Raw genomic sequence first — 22,165 nt, 5'->3', positions numbered from 1 at the left:
GGCGCACGCACTGCGGCAAAACGATAGCGCCTGTCACATTGCAGCAGTCAACGGCCAGCGGTGAAACGCAGTGCGTGCGCCGGTACGTGCCTGCCGGCTAAACCAGTGTCAGCGCAGGCCATGCCGATTCGTACGATGGCCATGTGCTTCGCCGTGCCGACTCTTCGCGGCGGTATGCAGGCACATAGTGCGCGCTCTCAACGCGCTGAGCTTTGATCGATGAACACCCCCTCCTGAGTCCGCTGCAGCCTGCTTGCACGCCGGACGCGCGCACCCGGCATCACCTCGATCAGCGCACTGACCAACTCCTACTTCCGGCCCGCCCTGGGCCCTTGAAACAAGGTCACTCCCATGTTTCCACGCCAACACCGCACAGCGCTCCACATCCTTGCCATCGCCGTTGCCGGCGCCTTGCTGCCCGGCATGGCGTTGGCTGCGCCTGCACTCGGCACGCTATTGAACAGCAACTTCCTGAGCAGTTACCCACGCGATGTGATCGCCGTGCTGGTCAAAGACGACCAGCCGCTTGAACAGCCCAAATGCAATGTGCGGCTGGCCGAATTCACCTATGCCACCGTTGGTGTCAACGGCGAGCCGACCACGGCCTCCGCCGCGATGTTGGTACCGGGAGGCCCGCAATGTCAGGGGCCCTATCCCCTGCTCGGCTGGGGCGACGGCACGCAGACGCTGCGGCGCGATGAGATGGCCAAGGACATCCGCGATGCCAAGGGCAATGACCCGCTGGTAACGCACCTGGCCAGTCAGGGCTATGTGGTCGTCAGCACCGATTACCTCGGGCTCGGCAAGTCCAGCTATCCCTTCCATCCTTATTTGCACAGCGCGACCGAAGCCAACGCGATGATCGATGCGCTGCGCGCGGCCCGCACCGTGCTGGACCGGTTGAACACGCCGTTGTCGGGCAAGGTGATGTTGTCGGGTTACTCGGTCGGCGGGCACGCGGCGATGGCCAGCCAACGCGAGATCGAAGCGCATCTGTCGAAGGAATTCAATCTGGTCGCCAGCGCACCGATTGCCGGCCCGTACGCGCTCGAACAGACCTTTGTCGATAGCTGGAGCGGGCGTAATACGGTCGGCGAAAGCACCTTCGGCCTGGTGCTGGCGAGCTACGCCATCGTCGGCATGCAGCACGCGTATCAAAACATCTATACCGCGCCATCGCAGGTGTTCCGCGCGCCGTGGGCGGCCACCGTCGAATCACAATTCCCCGGCACCAAGAGCCTGCTGGACCTGTTTGTCGATTTGCCGGAGATCGGCAAGGTCAAACAGTACTTCCAGGCCGATTTCTACCGCGACTTTGCCAGCAACCCGAACAATCCCTTCCGCAAGGATTTGGCCCGCAACGACCTGCTGGACTGGCGCCCGCGGACCAAGACGCTGCTGTGCGGCTCGTCCAATGACGCCACCGTGCCGCTGAAGAATGCAACCACTGCCATCGCCGCCTTCGAGCAGCGCGGCAGCACCCAGGTGTCACTGGTGGACCTGGGCACCGGCAAGGCCAGCGACAATAGTGCCGGTGAGCATCTGGCCATCAAGGACAGCTGCATCGTGGCGGTGCGCCAGCAACTGTTGGACAAGCAGCGCTGATCGATCCTGCACAAGGACTCCCCGGAACGCCGCGATCTTCGGGCGTTCCGGAGAGTTTTGCCGTGCAGGGTGATCGCATGGACGACATAGTCGCTTCAGCGATTCGGGCGCAGTGCGTGCCAACGCTAGGCGCGATCAGGCTTTCTGCAACAGCGCCAATGCGTCCTGCAGGTCGCGGAAACGAAAGGGCTTCTGCACCCCGTGCCGGTGACGGAACTTCTCTGGAATCCCGCTGGAGGCATAGCCGGTCACGAAGATATACGGCACGCCGCGCGCATCCAGTTCTTCGGCAATCGGGAAGGACATCGTGCCGCCCAGATTGACGTCCAGCACTGCCATATCCAGATTGCCCTTTTTCACCGCCTCAAGCGCGGTGCTGACATCGCCCACGGTCCCGGCCACTTCATAGCCCAGTTCGGCCAGGCAATCTTCGAGCAACATGGCCACCAGCGACTCGTCTTCTACCACCAGTACGCGCGCACTCATGCTGCCAGCTCCGCGGTCGCAGCCGGCAACGCCAACGACACGCGGTAGGACATACCCGCCGTATCGAAGACCCAGGACACATCACCATTGAGATCGTGCTTCAGGCCCCGCTCCAGCAATCGCGAGCCGAAGCCCTTGCGTTGCGGCGGCCGCACTTCCGGGCCACCGCTTTCCTGCCACAACAACTCCAGGCGATTCTCGCCCTCGCGCATGGTGCACTCCCAGGCAATCCGTACGCGCCCTTCCGCGGACGACAGCGCACCGTGCTTCACCGCATTGGTGCACAACTCATGCAAGGCCATCGCCAGCGCCAGTGCGCGGCGCGGGTCCAGCCGGCAGGAACTGCCATGCAGTTCGAACCGCTGCCCCTGGTGTGACTCGCACAGCTCCACCGCATCGCGTGTGAGTTCGGCGATATCGGCGCTCACCCAATTCTCGCGGGTCAAGGTGTTATGCGCACTGGAGAGCGCCATGAGGCGCGCGTCGATCTTTTCATTGGCATCGTCCAGGCTCTCAGCGTTCTTCAGCGACTGCCGCGCCAGGGACTGCACCATCACCAGGGAGTTTTTCACCCGGTGATTGAGCTCATTGATCAGCAGCTGCAGATGCTGCTCATGCTGCTTGCGTTCGGTGACGTCACGGGTGGCACCGGCAATGGCCTCAACGCGGCCATCTGGCCCGAAGACGGGCGTAAAAATGTAGTCATACACCCGCACGCCCTTGCTGATGTGCGGGAACGGCACTTCGCCACGCAATGGCTGGCCGGTGGCAATGACGCGCTCGATTTCCTCATCGTGCATCGCCGCGTGCCACGGCTCGTAGCCGATCTCCAGACAGGTCTTGCCGGACGCCTGCTCCCACTCCATGCCCCACATCGCCAACAGCGCTTCATTGGCGTAGATGAAACGGTGCTGGGTATCGAACACGTACAGGAGATCGGGAGTGGCCTGCAAAAGCGCTTTGTAGATGCGCGATTTCGCGGCGTCTTCTTGCTGCTCGGCTATCACGTCATCTGGCCCCGGAATTGGCGTGCACGATAGCAGGCTGATGTGAAAGCCTCATCATGAACCACGCCCGGCAGGCGGACTGATCCATTGCGCACGCCAGGCGCACCATTGGCATCGAATCGCGTGCCATGACCTCGACCTATTGGCGACGTGCGAGCAATCGCGCGTCACTTCGATAGGGATCTGACCGGCTTGCATCACTTCCCGCGATGCAGCGCTTTTTTGAATATTGGGAATCGATCGGAACAACCAACCGCCGGAGCGAATGCGATTTTCCAGACGAGCGACCAAATTGCGTACTGTCCGGCCAACGCGGTAATGGGCGAGGCCGATCAATATGACCCTCTCAAGAGAGATCCCCGAAAAACTCAATAAATTCCGACAGGGCGTCATTCCTTCATTACTGGTTTTAACGGCCGCCTTCTTTCTCTATCAAAATGAAATACATTCGCCGCATCGATATTCAAGCGGCACTGAAAACGCACCAATCGCTCCCGCGCATTCCTTCCTCACGCTACGCAGGCATTGGACACAATGGCTGTGCCAGATCCAGGATCAGGAAAGTTTCTACAGGGTCAGCTTTGTGTCACCCGAGCAGTGCGCGCAGATCTATGGCGAGGCCGTCGACACGCCTGAAGAATGAATCGAACGCGTCCAATTCTCAGCATCCTGAGATAGGCAATCAACCATTCGCCGCAGCATGCTGAATAACGCACATCGGTAATACACAAGAGGCTGCAAGCATCATGGGATCGTCTTATCCGCGCCGTAGCCTGCGCGATGACAACGCTCCACCAGCCGCATAACTCCATTTCCTATCAAAGCGACCCTTATGAACATGCACGAGCCCCTGCGTCGAAAATCGATTCAAAAGACCATTATTGCTTCCGCGATTTTTCTGTTATTTGCGGGAACCAATTTGGCCGTCGCAAAGCCTTTGAAATTCGTCTATCAAACGACTCAGATGACCTCCTTCACCGCTGGCGGGCCCGGCCGGACCGAGATCTTTAGTCAGCAATGGGCTGATGGCGCAACGCAATGCCGCGTTGCGTTTCCGCAAACCACCGCCGTGCGGCTGGGCCGGGTCAACGCACGTGCAATCAATGCCAGGACCTACGCCGTCACCGGCAAATGGATCTGCAAAGGCTGATCACATCGCCACCTGACACTGGCCCCGGGCAAGACCGGGGCAGCAGCTTCGGCCGGCGTCACCGACTGACGGCATCCAGCGCTCACCGCAGACCGCCGTGCTACGCGCGCGGCATCACGGTGGCAGCCGTGACAGCCGCGACGACTGTTGCCCCAGGGGATGCATGTCGGACACGAGCTGCCATCTTGGCCACTCGTAGACGCCTCGGAACGCAGGCCCGCTCCCTGCAACGACCGACCGGGGCCGCGGAGTGCCAGCCAGAACGGCTCGTACAGACAAACAAAAGGCGCCAAAGGCGCCTTTTTGCTGACTGAATTGAATGGTGGGCCGTGATGGATTCGAACCATCGACCAAAAGATTAAAAGTCTTCTGCTCTACCGACTGAGCTAACGGCCCACTGCCCGACTGTGCGCCGGGGTGCGCATTCTACCCTACACCGGCGTCAAGACGAAATCGCGTAATGCGTCGGGTCCGGCACGCCGGCGTCGGCAAAGCCGGCTGCGCGCAGACGACAGGCATCGCAATGGCCGCAGGCACGTCCGTCGGCGTCGGCGTTGTAGCACGAGACGGTGAGGCCGAAGTCCACGCCCAGGCGAACGCCCGCACGCACGATGTCGGCCTTGCTGAGGAACTGCAGCGGCGCATGCACGCGCAGGCCCGCGCCTTCCACGCCGGCCTTGGTGGCCAGATTCGCCAGCACCTCGAAGGCACGCACGAACTCTGGCCGGCAGTCCGGGTAGCCGGAATAGTCGACCGCGTTGACGCCGCAGAACAGGTCGTTGGCGCCGACCACTTCGGCCCAACCCAGGGCAAGCGACAACATGATGGTGTTGCGCGCCGGCACGTAGGTGACCGGGATTCCCGCGCCTCCTGCCTCCGGCACGTCGATGTCAGCGGTCAGCGCCGAGCCACCGATGCTGCGCAGGTCAACGTCCACCACCTTGTGCGCCACCACGCCCTGCGCGGCGGCGACGCGCGCCGCCGCGTCCAGCTCGGAGGTATGGCGCTGCCCATAGCGCACGCTCAACGCATGCACCGCGAAGCCCTGCTCTTGCGCAAGCGCGATAACGGCGGCGGAATCCATGCCCCCGGACAACAGAACAACGGCTTTTTTCATGACGGATCAGGCAGTAGACAACAGAAGCGGAAAGGCTAGCAGGGTCGGTCGGTGAGGCGGTAGCGCAGCGCATAAGGCAGAAGACTTTTCATCTTCTGCGCCTGACGCACCGGCGCAAGCAACACACCACACACCGCGGCGCTCACCTCAACTCAATCCGCGCCTCCACATGCACCGCAGCGGTACGGCCGGCGTTTCAGCGGCCCGGTTCGTCGTCCCAGAGGATCTTGTGCAGCTGCATCTGGAAACGCACCGGCAGCCGGTCGGCGACAATCCAGTCGGCCAACTCGCGCGCGCTCACCTGCCCCTTGCTGGGCGAAAACCATACCGTGCACCGCCGATCCAGCGCCTGCGTGGCGACCACATCGCGCGACCATTCGTAGTCGGCGCGACTGCAGATGACGAACTTGATCTGGTCGCGCGCGGTCAGCAACGGAAGGTTGTCCCAGCGGTTGCGGTGGTCCTCGCCCGAGGCAGGGGTCTTGATGTCCACCACGCGCGAGACGCGCGCATCCACAGCGGACACATCCAGCGCACCGGAGGTTTCCAGCGAGACATCGAAGCCGGCGTCGCAGAGTTTGTGCAGCAGCGCCAGGCAGCGCTTCTGTGCCAACGGTTCGCCGCCGGTGACGCAGACGTGGCGCACGCCGTGGCTGGCGACCTCGGCCACGATCGCGTCGATGTCATGCCACTCGCCACCATGGAAGGCGTAGGCGGTATCGCAGTAGGTGCAGCGCAACGGGCAGCCGGTCAGGCGCACGAACACCGTCGGCCAGCCGGCCGCTTCGGCCTCGCCTTGCAAGGAAAGGAAAATCTCGGTGATCTTCAATCGCGGCAACGGCGACTGGACGATCTCGCTGGGGACGGCGGCGGCGTTCATGGGCAAAGTATGCGCCGCGCCCGAAGGCGCCAGCGCGAAACGGCTCAGCGCAGTTGCTGACCGAGGCGGATGGACTGCAGACGCTCCTGGGCAACGCGTGCCGCGTCGGAGCCTGGGTACTGCGTAGCGACCTGTTGCAGGGTCTGCTGCGCTTCGGTGTTCTTGCCTTCGCCATACTGCGACAGGCCGAGCTTCAGCAGGCCGCCAGCGGCCTTGTCATGCGTGGGGTAGCGGCTCACGAGATCGCGAAACTGCGCCTCGGCCAGCTGGAAATTTCGGGTGGCGTAATAACTTTCACCCAGCCAATACAGTGCATTGGGGGTGTAGACGCCATTGGGGTACAGCTCGAGAAAGCTGAGGAACAGCTGCGACGCATCGTCGTACTTGCCGTTCTTCAATGCATCGAAGGCCACGTTGTAGGCAGTGCGCTCTTCGTTGCTGATGGCCAGCGTGCCAGGGTCGCCGTGGACAGTGGGCGGCTTCTCGGAAGTCGCCGCCGCTGCAGGCCGCGCGGCCGGTGCCGGGGCTGGGGTGACGCTGCCGGTGGCCGATGGCAGTGGCGGAACCGCACCACCCGCACCTTCCAGCCGATTCAGACGCCCGTCCAGATCCAGGTACTGGTCCTTGGACTGTTGCTTGAGTTGCTCGTTGTCATGCTGCAGCTGTTCCACTGTCGCCCGCAACGCCTGCAGGTCCGAACGCGCCTGCTGCAGCTGATTGAGGAGATCGTTGTTGGCCTGACTATTGGCCTGCTGCTGCTCGAGCACGGCAACACGGTCAGCGAGACTGGCCCGCTGCGCGTATGCCGGCGCGGCGACCACAAGGGCCGCCGCGACGAACAGGGATGTCACTCGAAAGCGCATCGCTTCTTACTGAGCCGTGTACACGATCTCGACGCGGCGGTTCTGCGACCAGCAGCTTTCGCTGGTTTCGGTGCAGACCGGACGCTCTTCGCCGTAGCTGACAACGGTCAGCTGGCTGGCCGAACCACCGGCAGCCTGCAGAGCCGACGACACGGCGTTGCCGCGACGCTCGCCCAGACCCATGTTGTATTCACGCGAACCGCGCTCGTCAGCATTGCCCTGCAGGGTGATGCGCGAGGACGGACGGTCACGCAGGTACTTGGCGTGGCACGCCATGATGGCCTGGAATTCCGGCTTCAGGGAGTCCTGATCCAGATCGAAGTAGACAACGCGCTGGCGCAGGCAAGCATCGGTATCCAGGTCGCCCGGGCCGTACAGGCCAGAGGTGGACGGACCGGTCGGAGCGGTGGAACCGGCGGTGGTGTCAGTTGCGGGAGGCGGAGTTTCCTTCACCTTCTTGGAGCAACCGGCCAGCACTGCAACGGACAACAGGGAGACAAGCAAGACGCGGGTGGACTTGTTCATGGGATACCTATGGAGGCTCTGGGCCAATGAGTGGTTTAACGCAGCGAAATATTAACATTAATGCGCGGTTCGGTAAGGCCCCCATGCGGGTTCTCTTACATCACCGTCGGCCAGAACCAGGCGCTGGCGGACCCGTGCGTCGGCGGACACGGCGTACAGGACGCCCCGGCCACCCTCACGTGCGGCGTACAGCACCATGCTGGCATTCGGCGCGAAGCTCGGGGATTCGTCCAGCGAACCCGGCGACAACGTGCTCCAGCTGGGCGAACCCAGGCTGCGATCCATCATGGCGATGCGATAGGTATTGCCGCTGCCCTGTGCCACGGCGACCTTCTTGCCGTCGAACGAGACACTGGCGGTAGCGTTGTAGTTGCCCTGGAAGGTCACGCGGTTGGCGCTGCCGCCACTGGCTGCGACCTGATAGATCTGCGGGCGGCCACCACGGTCGGAGGTGAAATAAATGCTGCCGCCGTCCGGTGCCCAGGTCGGCTCGGTATCGATGCCGAAGTGGTTGGTCAGCTGGGTCAGCTGCTTGCTGCCCAGGTCCATCACGTAGATCTCCGGGTTGCCGCTGCGCGACAGGGCCAGCGCCAAGCGACGGCCATCCGGCGAGAACGAGGGCGCGCCGTTGATGCCACGGAAGCTGGAAACCAGTTCGCGTGCGCCGCTGGCGATGTCCTGCAGGTAGATCGAGGAATTGCCACGCTCGAAGCTCACATAGGCCAGCTTCTTGCCGTCCGGGCTCCAGTTCGGCGACAGCAACGGCTCGGCCGAACGCACGATGGTCTGCGGGTTGTAGCCATCGGAGTCGGCCACCATCAGCGCATAGCGCATCGAGCCGCCGCTGCCGCTGGCGGTCACGTAAGCGATACGGGTCCAGAACGCGCCACGCACGCCGGTGACTTTTTCATAGATGGCGTCGGCCATCTGGTGCGAGACATCGCGCATCGCATTGGCGCGTGCGGTCATTGCCAGGCCCAGCAGGCGCTCGCCCTTGGCCACGTCGAACAGCTCGTATTCGACGCGATAGGCGCCCTCGCCCGCGTCCATCACGCGGCCGACCACGATGTAGTTCTGCTTGAGCGTGCGCCAGGTCTGGAACTGCACCTCGGTGCCGCGCGTCGGCTTTTCAACGATCTGCGCGGCCGGCAGGGTGCGGAACTGACCGGAACGGTCCAGGTCGGCACTGACCACCGCGGAGACGTCCGTCTGCGGCGCGGCACCGGAGCCCTGGTACGGCATGGGAACGACAGTGATCGGCGTGGCCGAGGCGCTGCCGCCGACAATATCAATAGTGAGCCCTTGCTGTTGCGCGAACGCGCTCAGCGGCAGCAACAGGGCGGTCAAGGCAGCTAACCAACGCAGCGGTTTCTTCATGGACGGCTCGGATCGGGCAGGAAAAGTGGGCAAGGGATACCAATCAGCGAGTGAACATACTCGCAATCATGAACGAGACAACGTGAAAATGAAGCGAGTGGTGCCGGGACTGCGCAAAACCGTTGCAGGCGCTGATGCTGCCCGGCGTGGGACCTTGCAGCGGCCAACGCGTCCGGGCACATGCGCCTGCGTGCTGCGCAACTCCCGGCGCGGGATTCGCGCGTACAGCGCCACAGAGCCAGGCGCGCGGCACGCACCTCCCGCTTACTGATCCTGCGCGGTGAACACAAAGGTCAGATTGCGCTGAAACACCGATTCGAACCCGCGGTACGGCAATGGCTGGGCGCTCAGCACGGCGGCCTCGATCGACCGCTGGCCTGCCTCGTCGTACGGGCAGCCCGGCGCGACCTTCGCCTCCATCACCTGGCCGCCGGGGAGCTGGCGGATGTTGATGGTGCACTTCTGGCCCGGCGGGACCGACGGCGGACGCACCCACTGCGCCAGCACCTTCTGCTGGATCGCCGCGGCGTACTTGGCCGACAGGTCGGTGTTGGTGCCGCCCTGCCCTGCCGTGGGCTGGGCAGTTGCGGCAGCGGCCGAAGACGCTTGCTGCGCACGTGCCGCAGCCACCTGGCGCAGCTTCTGCTCAGCCAGCTTGGCTTCCTTGTCGGCCTGCTCGCGCTGGCGGCGGATGTCGGCGATCTTCTTTTCGCGTTCGGCCTGTGCGGCCTGCTGCGCGGCGGCCTGCTTCTTCTTTGCGTCTTCCTCTTCCTGTTGCTTGGCCAGGCGCAGCTTCTGCTCGGCTTCTTCCTGGCGCTTGCGTTCGGTGAGGTCGATCTGCTCCTGCCGGCGCTTGGCTTCCTGCTCCTGCTTGGCCTTTTCTTCGGAAATGGCCAATGCATCGACCTTGTCCTGATCCACCTTGTCGGGCTGGGCGACGCGCTCTTGCGCCTGCGCCTGCTGCTGCGTCGGCGCATCCTGCGGGCGTAGCTCGGCAATCGGCTGCGGCGGCGGCACGCTGTCTTCCGGCGCAGGCTCGGGCAAGGGGGCCGGCGGCGGAGGTGGTGCGATCGGGGTCGCGTTCAATGCCTGGCGGGCAACGCGGGCTTCGGCAGCCGACACATCCAGCGAGGCTTCCATGCTCGGGTCGCCAGCGGCTGGCTCTACCGAACGTTCGGGCGACCACAGCCAGCCGGCGATGAACACCAGCGCCACCAGAATGTGCACGGCCAAAGCCAGCATGACCGGGCGGGCCCAGCCATCCTCGCGCGCTGTCTGTTGGGGGAAAGCGTCAGCGTGCATCACTGCCTGCAGCGCCGCCGGAGTCGGAGATCAGGCCGACCTTCTCGACCTTGGCCTGCTTTAGGACGTCGATGGCATCCATGATCTTCTGGTACGGCGCGGCGCGGTCGCCGGCCACCACCACGCGGGCCTCTTTGTCCTGCGCCACGATCGCGGCCAGCTGCGCCTGCAACCCGGCCACGTCCATCGCCTGCGGCTTGCCCTTGGGCAACTGCAGCGCCAGCTGGCCGTCGGCGGCCACCACCACCACGATCGGATCCTGCTTGCTCTCCAGCGCCTTGGCGCGCGAACTCGGCAGGGTCACGTCGGTGCTCAGCGTGAGCAGCGGCGCGGTGACCATGAAGATGATCAGCAGCACCAGCATCACGTCGATGTACGGCACGACGTTGATCTCGGATTTGAGCTTGTGCTTCTTGCGGCGGGAAATACCGGACATCATCGCGGAACGTTCCTAAGGGATGCCCCGCACATGCAGGTGCGGGTGTTTGCGAGGGACTCGCCTGTCTGCGGGCGCCTGCCAGCGGCGCGCATTATTCGTCCGCGCCGGCCTGGCGCTGCAGGATCGAGCTGAACTCGTCGGCGAAGGTCTCATAGCGCACCGACAGCCGTTCCACGCGGGTGGTGAAACGGTTGTAGGCCCACACCGCCGGAATCGCCACGAACAGGCCGATGGCGGTAGCGAACAAGGCTTCGGAAATACCCGGCGCCACCGCAGCAATACCGGCCTGCTCGCCGCTGCTGACCATGTCGTGCATGGTCACCATGATGCCGAACACGGTGCCGACCAAACCCACGTACGGTGCGGTGGAGCCGATGTTGGCCAGCAATTCGAGATTGCGCTCAAGCTGGTCCACTTCCCGCGTAAAGGCGGTCCGCATGGCGCGCTGTGCGCCTTCCAGCTGCACGCGCGCATCCAGGCGACGGCGGTCGCGCAGCCGCGAGAACTCGCGGAAGCCACTTTCGAACATCGACTCCAGACCACCGACGGTGCGGTTGCGATCGGTTGCCGAGGCGTAGAGCTTGGCCAGGTCCGCACCGGACCAGAAGCGGTTTTCGAACTCGTCCGCCTCACGGTTGGCCTGCTTGAAGGCACGCGCCTTGCGGAAAATGATGACCCAGCTGATGAACGAGCCGATCAGCAGCAACAGCACGATGATCTTCACCGGGATGCTGGCCCGCAGGATCAACTCGGCATAGTTGATGCTGCTGTTGTGCGCCACGCTGGCGGTCTGCGCCGCAGCGGCGGTGACTTCCTGCGGCAGTGCTTCCACTACCGTGTCCTGCAGGGCCAGGAGCAATGCGATCGACATCCGTTGGTTCCTTAGTAATCGGATTCTATGGTTTCTAGAGCTTTCAACGCGTCAAACAGCGCATCGTCCATTCCGCGTGGGCGAAAGTCGCTGCCACCGAGTGCGGCAATGCGCACCTCGGCGGCCAGCAGAACTTCGCCCTCGCGCCTGACCGACTGCGCAAATATCAGGCTGGCCCGCTTGCACCGGGTGAGCACCGCCGAGACCGACAGTGCGTCATCCAGCCGAGCCGGCTTGAGGAAATCCAGTTGCATGGAGCGGACTGCGAACACCAGATCATGCTGCTGGCGCAGGCGTTCCTGCCCAAAGCCCAGTGCCCGCATCCATTCCGTGCGCGCCCGTTCCATGAAAGCAACGTAGCGCGCGTGGTAGACCACGCCCCCGGCGTCCGTATCTTCCCAGTACACGCGTGTCGGCCAACTGAATACAGGCGGGGATTGGGGAATCGGGAGTCGGGAATCGGCGGTCATGGGCACGGATTGTTGGTCGAGACGACCCGGGCGAGCGACGAACGGATCGACATCAGAATAGGTCTCCGGGTTCGCCGATTGCGGGCGCACGGTCGCGCGGCGGTTTCAGCCCAAGGTGCAGATAGGCTTTCGGCGTGACCATGCGGCCGCGCGCGGTGCGGATCAGGAAGCCCTGCTGAATCAGATAGGGCTCGATCACGTCTTCCAGCGTGCCGCGTTCCTCGGACAACGATGCGGCCAGCGACTCAACGCCCACCGGCCCGCCGTCGAAGTGATCGACGATGGTGCGCAACATGCGGCGGTCGAGCTCGTCAAAGCCCTCCGGATCCACCTTCAGCATCTGCATGGCGGCCTGCGCCACCGCAAGGTCGATGTGGCCGGCGGCCTTGACCTGGGCGAAATCGCGCACCCGCCGCAGCAGCCGGTTGGCAATGCGCGGCGTACCACGCGCCCGGCGCGCGATCTCGGCGGCGCCATCGGGCGTGCAGTCGATGCCCAGGATCGCCGCCGAGCGGATCACGATACGGGTCAGCTCCTGCGGCGAGTAGAACTCCAGGCGCTGCACGATGCCAAAGCGGTCGCGCAACGGCGCGGTCAGCAGGCCCGCGCGGGTGGTCGCGCCAATCAGCGTAAACGGCGGCAGGTCGATCTTGATCGAACGCGCGGCCGGGCCGTCGCCGATCATGATGTCGATCTGGAAGTCTTCCATCGCCGGATACAGGACTTCTTCCACCACGGGCGAAAGGCGATGGATCTCGTCGATGAACAACACATCGTGCGGCTGTAGATTGGTCAGCAGCGCGGCCAGGTCACCGGCCTTTTCGATCACCGGGCCGGAGGTGACGCGCAGGCTCACGCCCAGTTCGTTGGCAATGACGTGGCTGAGCGTGGTCTTGCCCAGGCCGGGCGGCCCGAAGATGAGCACGTGATCCATCGCCTCGCCGCGCGCCTTGGCCGCCTGGATGTAGATCTCCATCTGATCGCGCACCGGCTGCTGGCCGAGGTAATCGGCCAGGCGCTTGGGGCGGATGCTCGCATCGGCGGCCTCGTCCTCACGGGTGGCGCTGCTGGCGATGGTGCGCTGTTCAGTCATCCCGCCATCTTCTCACGCCGCGCGCAGCCGGCGCAGCATCTAGAAATCAAGGTCGGCCTGCCGCAGCGTGCTGAAAAACGCCTCGAAGCTCGGCGCGCGCCAGGTCGGATGCAGTCCTTCCCAGCGTTCGAAGTAAACCACCTCGGGCGCGTACTGCGGCCCGCGGCCCCGATAGTCCAGGCACAGCAGGCAGTCGACGTTGTGGCTCGACAGCACCAGGACCTGGTCCAGACCGGCATGCAGAGTTGCGACTGCGCTGAAATCCTGCGGGTCTTCGAACGCGGCGGCGAAGTCCAGCACGCTGCCGATCTGGGCCAGCGGCGATAAGTAGCGGTCGACCAGCACGCACTCCCAATCCACGTAGCGGTCCGAAGGGAAACGGGTGCGTGGCGCCCAGCACCAGCCGGTATCACCGCCGTCCTGGACGCTGTACAGACGCTTGAACAATGCCGGCAAGCGCACGCCCAGCCGCGCTTCGGCCGCTGCCAGGGCCTTGGTGTCCGCAACCGTTGGTGCGTCGCTCCAGTGCCCGGGGCCGCTCCAGAACGTCTCCAGTGCAGGCGGCTGCGGCTGCCACTGCACGCGCTCGTTGTCGTCGTATTTCGCCTGCAACGCGGGCGACCAGCACACGACATCGACCAGCTGCGCGAGCAGATGCTCCACCCCATCGAACACGATCAAGCGCTGCCCGCTGCCCGCATCGACGTAGACCAAGGTCGGCTCGGTGTCGGGCGCTGCGTAGTCCAGGCAGAGCGCCCGGCTGGGCGCGCGGGCATCGGCGGCGATGGCAATCAACCAGCGGTCGTCGCCACTGGCGGCCAGGCCGGCGTAGGCATCGTCACGGTAGTCCTCGCGGGCGCGCACCTGCGCGAACGAGAACAGCGCTTCCGCACCCAATAGGCGCGCTCGCGGAATCAGCCATTCGGCAGCAAGCCAATTGTCCGGTTGTTGCAGCGACTGACCACGCGCCATCTGCACCGCGCCACCGTCGTAGCGTGCATAGAGATGCCGCAACCAGTCCGGCAGGCGGACACCGAGCCGCGCCTGCGCCGCGGCGATGGACGCATCGGTGGCCGGAGATCGTCCAAGGTTCAGTGCTTCGTCCCAGAAGGTGTCCAGGGTCGGCGCGCGACCGTAGACCTTCCATTCCAGGCCGGCCACGCTCAGATCTCCACTTGCGCGCCGAGTTCCACCAGCCGGTTGCCGGGAATGCGGAAGAAGCCGGTGGCCGGGGCGGCGTTGCGATGCATCAGCGCGAACAATTTGTCGCGCCAGATCGGCATGCCGCGGTTGGCGCTGGCCACGATGGTCTCGCGGCTGGCGAAGAAGGTGGTGTCCATCGGGTCGAAATGGATGCCGCCCTGGTCGCAGGAGCGCATCAGTGCCAACGGTACGTCGGGCGTTTCCATGAAGCCGAAGCGCACGTACACGCGGTAGAACTCGTCGCCGATCGATTCGATCTGCAGGCGCTTGTCGGCCGGTGCGTAAGGGATCGGCAAGGTGTCGACGTTGAGGAAGATGTTGCGTTCGTGCAGCACCTTGTTGTGCTTGAGGTTGTGCATCAGCGCATGCGGCACGACCATTGGGTCGGCGGTCAGGAACACCGCCATGCCGGGCACGCGCGCTGGCGGCGCCAGCATCAGGCCGGGCAGAAAGCTGTCGATGCGGATGCCGTCCTTGCGGATTTCCTCGCGCAGCAGCGCGCGACCACGGCGCCAGGTGCGCATCAGGGTGAATACCACGATGCCCAGCGCCAGCGGGAACCAGGCGCCCTGCAGCAGCTTGGCACCATTGGCGATCACGAACGCCAGCTCGATGATGAAGAACACCACGCACAGCGGCAGCACCCAGTTGCGCCAGCGCGGCCACAGCGAGCGGGCCACCAGGGCCAGCAGCAGCGTATCGATCAGCATGGTCATCGAGACCGAGATGCCGTAGGCCACCGCCAGGTTGGTGGAGCTGCGGAAGATCAGCACCAGCGCGATCACCATCACCATCAACAGCCAGTTGATGCCGGGCACGTAGATCTGCCCGATGGTGTCGCGCGAGGTGTGCTTGATCAGCATGCGCGGGATATAGCCCAGCTGCATGGCCTGGCGGGCCACCGAGTACGCACCGGTAATGACCGCCTGCGAGGCGATCACCGCCGCCAGCGTGGCGAGGATGATCATCGGGTACAGCGCCCAGCTCGGCACCGCTTCGAAGAACGGGTTCTTCAGCGCGGCCGGGTGGTTCAGCACCAGCGCGCCCTGCCCCAGGTAGTTGAGCAACAGCATCGGCAGGACGAAGAAATACCAGCCGTGGCGGATCGGGCGCGCACCGAAATGGCCCATGTCGGCATACAGCGCTTCGCCGCCGGTCACCGCCAGCACCACCGCGCCGAGGATGAAGACCCCGTGCCAGCCGTGCTCCATGAAGAAACGGATCGCCCACCACGGGTGGAAGGCCTTGAGCACTTCGGGTGCGTCGACGATGTTCCAGATGCCGATCGCGCCCAGCGACAGGAACCACAGGCAGGTGATCGGGCCGAACACCTTGCCCACTTTTTCGGTGCCAAAGCGCTGCACCATGAACACCACCAGCAGCACCACCACGGTGATCGGCACGATGAACGGATGCAGGCTGGGCGCAGCGATCTCCAGGCCTTCGACCGCGCCCATCACCGAGATGGCCGGGGTGATCACGCCATCGCCGAAGAACAGCGAGGCGCCGAAGATGCCCAGGATGCCCACCACATACGCCGAGCGCGAGCCCTGCTTGAGGGTGCGCTGGGTCAGCGCCATCAGCGCCATGATGCCGCCCTCGCCTTCGTTGTCGGCGCGCATGATGATGGTGACGTACTTGAGCGTCACCGTGATCATCAGCGCCCAGAACGCCAGCGACAGCACGCCCAGCACGGTGTCGTGATCGCTGGTCAACCCGTAGTGCGGCGAGAACGCCTCCTTGAGGGTGTACAGCGGACTGGTGCCGATATCGCCGAAGACGACGCCGATCGCGCCGATGACCAGGGCCATGTGGCCATTGGCGGGCGCATGGCCGGAGCCGGCTGCGGGAGTGGGGGTGTGGGACATGAGGTGAGGAGTTTTCGCCAGACAGCGTGAAGAAGAGGAAGACGGCGCGCTACCGGGGCACCGCCCCGGCCTTGCGGGCAAACGCCAGGTGAGGCTGGGCACTGCGCTCGGGATGCGCAGTGTACGGGCCCAACCCGCCGATGCCGAGCATTGGCCGCGCCCGCTTGGCGGCGGCGCGGTGGTTTTGGACCGCCGCGCCTAGCGCAGCGCGGCCTGGAGGGCTTTGCGGATGACGGTGGCGACCTCGTCGCCTTCGGCCCCGGCCTCGCGTGCCATGCGCGCGGCCTCGGCGGGCTTGTAGCCCAGCTGCTGCAACGCCACGGTGGCCTCGGACACCGCATCCGGGCCCAACTGGCCGGTGATTGGCGCACCGCTACTGAAGTCGGCCGCGCGGTCGCGCAGCTCCACCACCATGCGCTCGGCGGTCTTCTTGCCGATGCCGGGGATGCGGGTCAGCGCGGTGATGTCGCCACTGGTGATCAGCCGCGCGAATTCGTCCACGGTGACCCCGGACAGCACCGCCAGCGCGATCTTGGCGCCGATGCCGGTGACCTTCTGCACGTCGCGGAACAGCCGGCGCTCGCCCTCACGCAGAAAGCCGTACAGCGAGACGCTGTCTTCCTTCTGCGCGTAATGGGTGAACAGGATGACGTCGCGGCCGACATCGGGCAGGTCGTAGAAGGTGCTCATCGGCGCCTCCAGTTCATAGCCCACCCCGCCCACGTCGATCACCAGCCACGGCGGCTGCTTGTAGGCCAGGATCCCGCGCAGACGGCCGATCATTGGGCACCGCCTGCGGGGCGCCGGGAATCGGGAATCGGGAATGGGGAATCGTCAGAGCTGACTCCGCGTGTGCCGTTGCGATTCCCGATTCCCGATTCCCGATTCCCGATTCTCATCTTTTCCGGCTCCACGCCTGTTGGGTATTGACGCCCAGGCGCTGCGCGGTGGCGCGCACGTGGGCGTGGGTGATGGCGACCGCCAGCGCGTCGGCGGCGTCGGCCTGCAGCTTGCCTTTGAGATTGAGCATGATCCCGACCATGTGCTGCACCTGGACCTTGTCCGCGCCGCCCTTGCCGACCAGCGCGAGCTTGATCTCGGTGGCAGCGTACTCGTGCACCGGCAGGTCGCGCAGCACCACCGCGCAGATCGCCGCCCCGCGCGCGTGGCCGAGCTTGAGCGCCGAATCGGCACTCTTGCCCATGAACACCTTCTCGATCGCCACTTCCTGCGGCTGGTAGGTCTCGATCAGCTCGCCCAGCCCGTGCAGCAGGCGCTTCAGGCGCTGGGCGAAGTCGCCCTCGCCCAGCAGCACCAGCGGCGCATGGAACACATGCCGGCTGCGACCGCTCTCGTCGACGTCGATGATGCCGATGCCGGTGCGCTGCGAACCGGGATCGATGCCGAGGATGCGGGTCATCTGTGGGCCGGGAGTGGGGAATCGGGAATCGGGAATGGGTAGAGCGGCCTGCTGCAGTCTCGGACGCTGCCGAGCAATGCAGGGTGCAGCTGTTTCGATTCCCGATTCTCCATTCCCGATTCCCGATTCCCGATTCCCGATTCCCGGCGCTTACGCGCCGAGACTGGCCTGGTCGACGTTCGAATATACGTCCTGCACGTCGTCCAGGTCCTCGAGCATGTCCAGCAGCTTGCGCACCTGCACGGCGGTATCGCCATCGACGGCGATGTCGTTTTCGGCGCGGAAGGTGATCTCGGCGTGGGCCGGTTCAAAGCCGGCGGTGGCGAGGGCCTGCTTGACCTGGGCGAAGGTATCCGGGGCGGTCAGCACGTCGATGGCGCCATCTTCCGGGTACACCACCACGTCGTCGGCGCCGGCTTCGATGGCGGCCTCGGTGACGGCGTCCTCATCGGCACCGGCCGCAAAGCTGAGCACGCCCAGGCGCCTGAACATGAAGGCGACCGAGCCGTCGGTGCCCATGTTGCCGCCGCACTTGCTGAAGGCATGGCGCACGTCGGCCACCGCGCGCACGCGGTTGTCGGTGAGGCAGTCCACGATCACCGCCACGCCGCCAGGGGCATAGCCCTCGTAGCGCACTTCTTCGTATTCCACGCCTTCCAGCTCGCCGGTCGCCTTCTTGATGGCGCGCTCGATCACGTCCTTGGACATGTTCGACGACAGGCCCTTGTCCATGGCGGTGCGCAGGCGCGGGTTGTTGGACGGGTCGCCGCCGCCGGCGCGCGCCGCCACACTGATCTCACGGATGATCTTGGTGAAGATCTTGCCGCGTTTGGCGTCGGACGCGTTCTTGCGGCCTTCGATGGAGGGGCCTCTACCCATGAGTGTTTCCAGACTGGCTTGGATGACAGGGCGCGGATTTTACCTGATTGCCTGCCCGCACCGGGGTGAGGCCGTTCAGTGCGCAAAGCGGCCATCGCGCAGGAACGCCAGCACCTGCTGCGCGGCGGCGGGCGAGCGCAGCAGGCCGCTATGGCTGGCCTGCACCACGCAATGGTCGTGCAGGCCGGGCAGACGGGTTTCGTCCAGCCCCACCGTGCCGTCCGAGCCGGCCTGCAGCGGCGCCAGCCAGCGGCCCAGGCCGCGTGGCACGCAACCGGCAATCTGGCCCACCTGGGCAGCGCCGTCCCAATGCGTAAACCCGCGCTGCAGCAGCGCCGCACTGCGCCCCATCGCCCAGTGGCCGCCACGCCGCGCCAGCCCACGTGCAGCCGCGCTGCCGCACAACGGCGAGCCCAGGCAGACCACGCGTTGCACCGGCAGCTCCGGCGCCTGCTGCAAGGCTTGCAAGGCCATCAACCCGCCCAGGCTGTGGCAAACCAGTAACGGTGCGCGTGTGGCGCGCAGGCGGGCGATCAGCTGGGGCACCGCCTGCGCCGGGCCGCCGCGCACGCTGGCATAGCCGAACAGCGCCGGCGTCATGCCGGCCGTGCGCAGACGCCTTGCCAGCGGCAGCAACCAGTACGCGGTGTTCCAGATGCCATGCACGAGCAACACATCGGCGGAGGCAGCCTCGGGATGCCCGCTCTGTGTCTGCAGGTCGTCGCCGCCGCTCATGCGTGGACGCTCCGGGAGGATGGCGCCGCGCGAAATACCGCAGGAGCGACACATCGACCACCGCAACCCGCATTCAATGCGGTGGCGTGCACGACCACGCCGCGCGCAGCCACCGAGCCCGGCATTACGGTTCCGCGACCACCGGCGCGCGGCGCAGGATGTATTCGCGATCCAGGATGCGGCCGACCGGGAATTCGTACTCGCCGACCTTTTCGAAGCCGTAGCGTGCATAGAAACGCTGCGCGCCGAAGTTCTCCGACCACACGCCGATCCAGAGCGTGCCGGGCCCGTGGCGTTCCAGCCATTGCAGCGCGGTCTCGAACAGCCGGCTGCCCCAGCCGGTGTTCTGGTAGTCCTTCAGCAGGTAGAGCCGCTTGAGCTCCCCATCGCCCGGCTGCACATCTGCGTGCGGCAGCCCGCAGGGGCCGGCTGCGGCATGGCCAACCAGCAGGCCATCCATTTCCAGCAGCCAGATCGCATAGTCGGGGTGCGCCAGCACGATGCGTGCGCGCTCGACCGCATAGGTTTCTTCCAGGAAACCGCGCAGGTCCTCTTCGGGATACAGATGGCCGAAGGTTTCGGTAAACGTCCGCGCGGCCAGGAGCGACAGCGCTTCGGCATCGTCGGGCGTGGCGCGGCGGATGCGGGTCATGCGGGGCGTCTCGTGCAGGGTGACGTTGCAGCTTCCCGCATGCGGCGGCGCTCCCGCAAGCCTGGGTCGGGACGGTGGTCTGCGGGATCAGCGCGGTGCATGCCAGGGCCGTGAGCCCTGCATGACGCAGGGATCTGCTTGCACCGGCGCGGTGGTCCTCAACGACAGCATGTCGGAGCGGCAACTGATGCACTCCGAGCAAGCACCGGGTGGATGATGCTTGCCGATGAAGACCGGCCCGATGAGCAGCCGCGCCCTGCTGACGGAGGCAACTCACGCAAAGCCGTCAACGCCGACTGATCAACCAGGCACGGCCATGCCACTGCATGGCCGTGCACTGCGGCAGGTCAGGCCTGCTTGGGCCGCACCTGCACGTGCACTTCGGCCAGCTGCTCGGCCGCGATCGGCGACGGGGCATCGGTCATCAGGTCCTGCGCGCCGGTGGTCTTGGGGAACGGGATCACGTCGCGGATGGACTCGGTGCCGGCCATCAGCGCGGCGATGCGGTCGATGCCGAACGCGATGCCGCCATGCGGCGGCGCGCCGTAGTTCAGCGCATCCAGCAGGAAGCCGAACTTGGCGCGCGCTTCTTCGGCGCCGATGCCGAGCAGCTCGAACACTGCGCTCTGCATGTCCGGGCGGTGGATACGGATCGAGCCGCCGCCGATTTCATTGCCGTTGAGCACCATGTCGTAGCCACGCGACACCGCGGTGCGGGCGTTGGCACGCAGGTCGGCGATGTCGTCCACAGCAGGCGCGGTGAAGGGGTGATGCAGGGCCACGTAGCGCTGCGCCTCCTCGTCCCATTCGAACATCGGGAAGTCGGTGACCCACAACGGCGCCCAACCGGCGGCAACCAGGCCGAAGTCCTTGCCGGCCCTCAGGCGCAGCGCGCCCATGAAGTCGGACACCTTGTTGTAGCCGCCGGCGCCGAAAAACACGATGTCGCCATTGGCCGCGCCCACATGGGCCAGCAGCGCTGCAAAGGCCTCTTCGCCGAAGAATTTGGCAATTGGCGAGCTCACCTCGCCGGTCTCCGACAGCTTGATGTAGGCCAGGCCCTTGGCACCGTACTTGGCGGCGTGCGCGGCGTAGTCGTCGATCTGCTTGCGGCTCAGCGTGGCACCACCGGGGATGCGCAGCGCGGCCACGCGGCCGTCGGCATCGTTGGCGGCGGCGGTGAACACCGGGAATTCGCTGGTCTTGACCAGCTCGGCCACGTCGACCAGCTCCAGCGCGATGCGCAGGTCCGGCTTGTCCGAACCATAGCGACGCATCGCCTCGGCCCAGGTCATGCGCGGGAACTGCGCGGCCAGTTCGACGTCCACCACTTCCTTGAAGATGGCGCGGATCATGTCTTCCACAAAATCCTGCACGTCGCGCTCGCGCACGAAGGCAAATTCCATATCGAGCTGGGTGAATTCCAGCTGGCGATCGGCACGCAGCGCTTCGTCGCGGAAGCAGCGCGCGATCTGGTAGTAGCGGTCGAAGCCGGCCACCATCAGGATCTGCTTGAACAGCTGCGGGCTCTGCGGCAACGCATAGAACTCGCCCGGATGCATGCGCGCCGGCACCAGGAAGTCGCGTGCGCCTTCCGGGGTGGCCTTGGTCAGGATCGGGGTTTCGATGTCCTGGAAATCGCGTGCATCCAGATGTCGGCGCAGCGCCTGCACCAACTTGATGCGGGTGCGCTGCATGCGCTGCATTTCCGGGCGACGCAGATCCAGATAGCGGTACTTCAGGCGGGTGTCTTCGCCCGGGTTCTCGTGCGCATGGAACGGCAGCGGCGCGGCCTTGTTGAGGATGGTGATGCGGGTGGCGATCACTTCCACCTTGCCGGTGCGGATCTTGTCGTTGACCGCGTGACGCGCACGCACCACGCCTTCGACCTGCAACACGTCTTCGTAGCCCAGGCTGGCGGCCACCTTGAACACCTCGGCGGAGTTGGCGTCGCCTTCGGCGGGCTCCACGGTCACCTGCACGATGCCTTCGTGGTCGCGCAGGTCGATGAAACACACCCCACCCAGATTGCGGGCCACGTCGGTCCAGCCGGCGAGAGTGACGGTTTGGCCGATCAAGGTCTCATCGACCAGGCCGCAAAAGTGGGTACGCATCGAAAGCTCCGCTGAAAACCCGGCACAGGACGGCGCCGGAGAGCCCGATATTCTGGGGCCGGCGGGCGGCGGGAGCAAATGCGGAGGCGGTCACGGTCGCTTAAGTGAG

Annotated in this window: 23 protein-coding genes and 1 tRNA gene; 3 read left to right on the top strand and 21 right to left on the bottom strand. The window is 65.2% G+C overall.

Going from position 1 to position 22,165, the window contains the following annotated elements:
- The first annotated feature begins 351 nt into the window (after window positions 1–351).
- Window positions 352–1,605 (top strand): alpha/beta fold hydrolase, encoded by a 1,254-nt coding sequence (locus ACCQ09_RS05775; RefSeq protein WP_011269569.1) that lies wholly within the window; start codon window positions 352–354, stop codon window positions 1,603–1,605.
- A 135-nt stretch (window positions 1,606–1,740) separates the two neighbouring features.
- Here ACCQ09_RS05775 and ACCQ09_RS05770 read toward each other — a convergent pair whose 3' ends face one another.
- The gene (locus ACCQ09_RS05770; RefSeq protein ID WP_011038081.1) at window positions 1,741–2,091 is read right to left on the bottom strand and encodes a response regulator; all 351 of its coding nucleotides are present in this window, start codon (window positions 2,089–2,091) and stop codon (window positions 1,741–1,743) included.
- On the bottom strand, window positions 2,088–3,095 hold the full coding sequence (locus ACCQ09_RS05765; RefSeq protein ID WP_040942257.1) for a sensor histidine kinase: 1,008 nt from the start codon (window positions 3,093–3,095) through the stop codon (window positions 2,088–2,090). Before ACCQ09_RS05765 ends, ACCQ09_RS05770 begins: the two co-directional genes overlap by 4 nt.
- Before the next feature lie 340 nt (window positions 3,096–3,435).
- Here ACCQ09_RS05765 and ACCQ09_RS05760 point away from each other — a divergent pair, with 340 nt between their 5' ends.
- Entirely contained in the window at window positions 3,436–3,741 is a 306-nt protein-coding gene (locus ACCQ09_RS05760) for a hypothetical protein (protein ID WP_227971303.1), read from the top strand.
- Window positions 3,742–3,930: 189 nt separating this feature from the next.
- A complete protein-coding gene (locus ACCQ09_RS05755; RefSeq protein WP_162871121.1) occupies window positions 3,931–4,248 on the top strand; it encodes a hypothetical protein in 318 nt (105 codons plus the stop codon).
- A gap of 320 nt (window positions 4,249–4,568) precedes the next feature.
- Here the strand turns inward: ACCQ09_RS05755 and ACCQ09_RS05750 are convergent.
- From ACCQ09_RS05750 to aspS, 19 genes are all read right to left on the bottom strand, one after another.
- Window positions 4,569–4,644, bottom strand: a tRNA-Lys gene (locus ACCQ09_RS05750).
- 46 nt (window positions 4,645–4,690) lie between these two features.
- Complete coding sequence (gene queC / locus ACCQ09_RS05745; protein WP_011038130.1) at window positions 4,691–5,365, bottom strand: 7-cyano-7-deazaguanine synthase QueC; 675 nt, start codon at window positions 5,363–5,365, stop codon at window positions 4,691–4,693.
- A gap of 196 nt (window positions 5,366–5,561) precedes the next feature.
- The gene (gene queE / locus ACCQ09_RS05740) at window positions 5,562–6,245 is read right to left on the bottom strand and encodes a 7-carboxy-7-deazaguanine synthase QueE (RefSeq protein WP_011038131.1); all 684 of its coding nucleotides are present in this window, start codon (window positions 6,243–6,245) and stop codon (window positions 5,562–5,564) included.
- A 44-nt stretch (window positions 6,246–6,289) separates the two neighbouring features.
- Window positions 6,290–7,108 (bottom strand): tol-pal system protein YbgF, encoded by an 819-nt coding sequence (ybgF, locus tag ACCQ09_RS05735; protein WP_011038132.1) that lies wholly within the window; start codon window positions 7,106–7,108, stop codon window positions 6,290–6,292.
- Between the two features lie 6 nt (window positions 7,109–7,114).
- On the bottom strand, window positions 7,115–7,633 hold the full coding sequence (gene pal / locus ACCQ09_RS05730; protein WP_011038133.1) for a peptidoglycan-associated lipoprotein Pal: 519 nt from the start codon (window positions 7,631–7,633) through the stop codon (window positions 7,115–7,117).
- Window positions 7,634–7,690: 57 nt separating this feature from the next.
- A complete protein-coding gene (gene tolB, locus ACCQ09_RS05725; protein ID WP_040940854.1) occupies window positions 7,691–9,010 on the bottom strand; it encodes a Tol-Pal system beta propeller repeat protein TolB in 1,320 nt (439 codons plus the stop codon).
- A 264-nt stretch (window positions 9,011–9,274) separates the two neighbouring features.
- Entirely contained in the window at window positions 9,275–10,312 is a 1,038-nt protein-coding gene (gene tolA, locus ACCQ09_RS05720; protein WP_040940853.1) for a cell envelope integrity protein TolA, read from the bottom strand.
- Window positions 10,302–10,751 carry a protein TolR gene (gene tolR, locus ACCQ09_RS05715; protein ID WP_011038136.1) on the bottom strand — a complete coding sequence of 150 codons (450 nt, stop codon included), beginning with the start codon at window positions 10,749–10,751 and terminating at the stop codon, window positions 10,302–10,304. Before tolR ends, tolA begins: the two co-directional genes overlap by 11 nt.
- A gap of 91 nt (window positions 10,752–10,842) precedes the next feature.
- On the bottom strand, window positions 10,843–11,622 hold the full coding sequence (tolQ, locus tag ACCQ09_RS05710; protein ID WP_011038137.1) for a protein TolQ: 780 nt from the start codon (window positions 11,620–11,622) through the stop codon (window positions 10,843–10,845).
- 11 nt (window positions 11,623–11,633) lie between these two features.
- The gene (gene ybgC / locus ACCQ09_RS05705) at window positions 11,634–12,092 is read right to left on the bottom strand and encodes a tol-pal system-associated acyl-CoA thioesterase (RefSeq protein ID WP_040940852.1); all 459 of its coding nucleotides are present in this window, start codon (window positions 12,090–12,092) and stop codon (window positions 11,634–11,636) included.
- Between the two features lie 52 nt (window positions 12,093–12,144).
- Window positions 12,145–13,185, bottom strand: a complete 1,041-nt coding sequence (ruvB, locus tag ACCQ09_RS05700) for a Holliday junction branch migration DNA helicase RuvB (RefSeq protein ID WP_012437668.1) — start codon at window positions 13,183–13,185, stop codon at window positions 12,145–12,147.
- 39 nt (window positions 13,186–13,224) lie between these two features.
- Complete coding sequence (locus ACCQ09_RS05695; RefSeq protein WP_040940851.1) at window positions 13,225–14,346, bottom strand: SMI1/KNR4 family protein; 1,122 nt, start codon at window positions 14,344–14,346, stop codon at window positions 13,225–13,227.
- A gap of 2 nt (window positions 14,347–14,348) precedes the next feature.
- On the bottom strand, window positions 14,349–16,256 hold the full coding sequence (locus ACCQ09_RS05690; protein ID WP_040940850.1) for a potassium transporter Kup: 1,908 nt from the start codon (window positions 16,254–16,256) through the stop codon (window positions 14,349–14,351).
- 198 nt (window positions 16,257–16,454) lie between these two features.
- Window positions 16,455–17,039 (bottom strand): Holliday junction branch migration protein RuvA, encoded by a 585-nt coding sequence (gene ruvA / locus ACCQ09_RS05685; protein ID WP_006450983.1) that lies wholly within the window; start codon window positions 17,037–17,039, stop codon window positions 16,455–16,457.
- Window positions 17,040–17,151: 112 nt separating this feature from the next.
- Window positions 17,152–17,676 (bottom strand): crossover junction endodeoxyribonuclease RuvC, encoded by a 525-nt coding sequence (gene ruvC, locus ACCQ09_RS05680; protein ID WP_011038141.1) that lies wholly within the window; start codon window positions 17,674–17,676, stop codon window positions 17,152–17,154.
- Window positions 17,677–17,826: 150 nt separating this feature from the next.
- The gene (locus ACCQ09_RS05675) at window positions 17,827–18,555 is read right to left on the bottom strand and encodes a YebC/PmpR family DNA-binding transcriptional regulator (protein ID WP_040940849.1); all 729 of its coding nucleotides are present in this window, start codon (window positions 18,553–18,555) and stop codon (window positions 17,827–17,829) included.
- A gap of 75 nt (window positions 18,556–18,630) precedes the next feature.
- Entirely contained in the window at window positions 18,631–19,290 is a 660-nt protein-coding gene (locus ACCQ09_RS05670; protein ID WP_040940848.1) for an alpha/beta hydrolase, read from the bottom strand.
- Window positions 19,291–19,414: 124 nt separating this feature from the next.
- A complete protein-coding gene (locus ACCQ09_RS05665; protein ID WP_076054271.1) occupies window positions 19,415–19,942 on the bottom strand; it encodes a GNAT family N-acetyltransferase in 528 nt (175 codons plus the stop codon).
- 347 nt (window positions 19,943–20,289) lie between these two features.
- Complete coding sequence (gene aspS / locus ACCQ09_RS05660) at window positions 20,290–22,056, bottom strand: aspartate--tRNA ligase (RefSeq protein WP_228427659.1); 1,767 nt, start codon at window positions 22,054–22,056, stop codon at window positions 20,290–20,292.
- Between the last annotated feature and the right edge of the window lie 109 nt (window positions 22,057–22,165).

Origin of the sequence: Xanthomonas sp. NCPPB 2586 (genome assembly GCF_041475775.2) — a bacterium.
Taxonomy (GTDB): Bacteria; Pseudomonadota; Gammaproteobacteria; order Xanthomonadales; family Xanthomonadaceae; genus Xanthomonas; species Xanthomonas campestris.
Note: the sequence above shows the minus strand (reverse complement) of the source record. Positions and strands in the feature narration are given on the sequence as shown.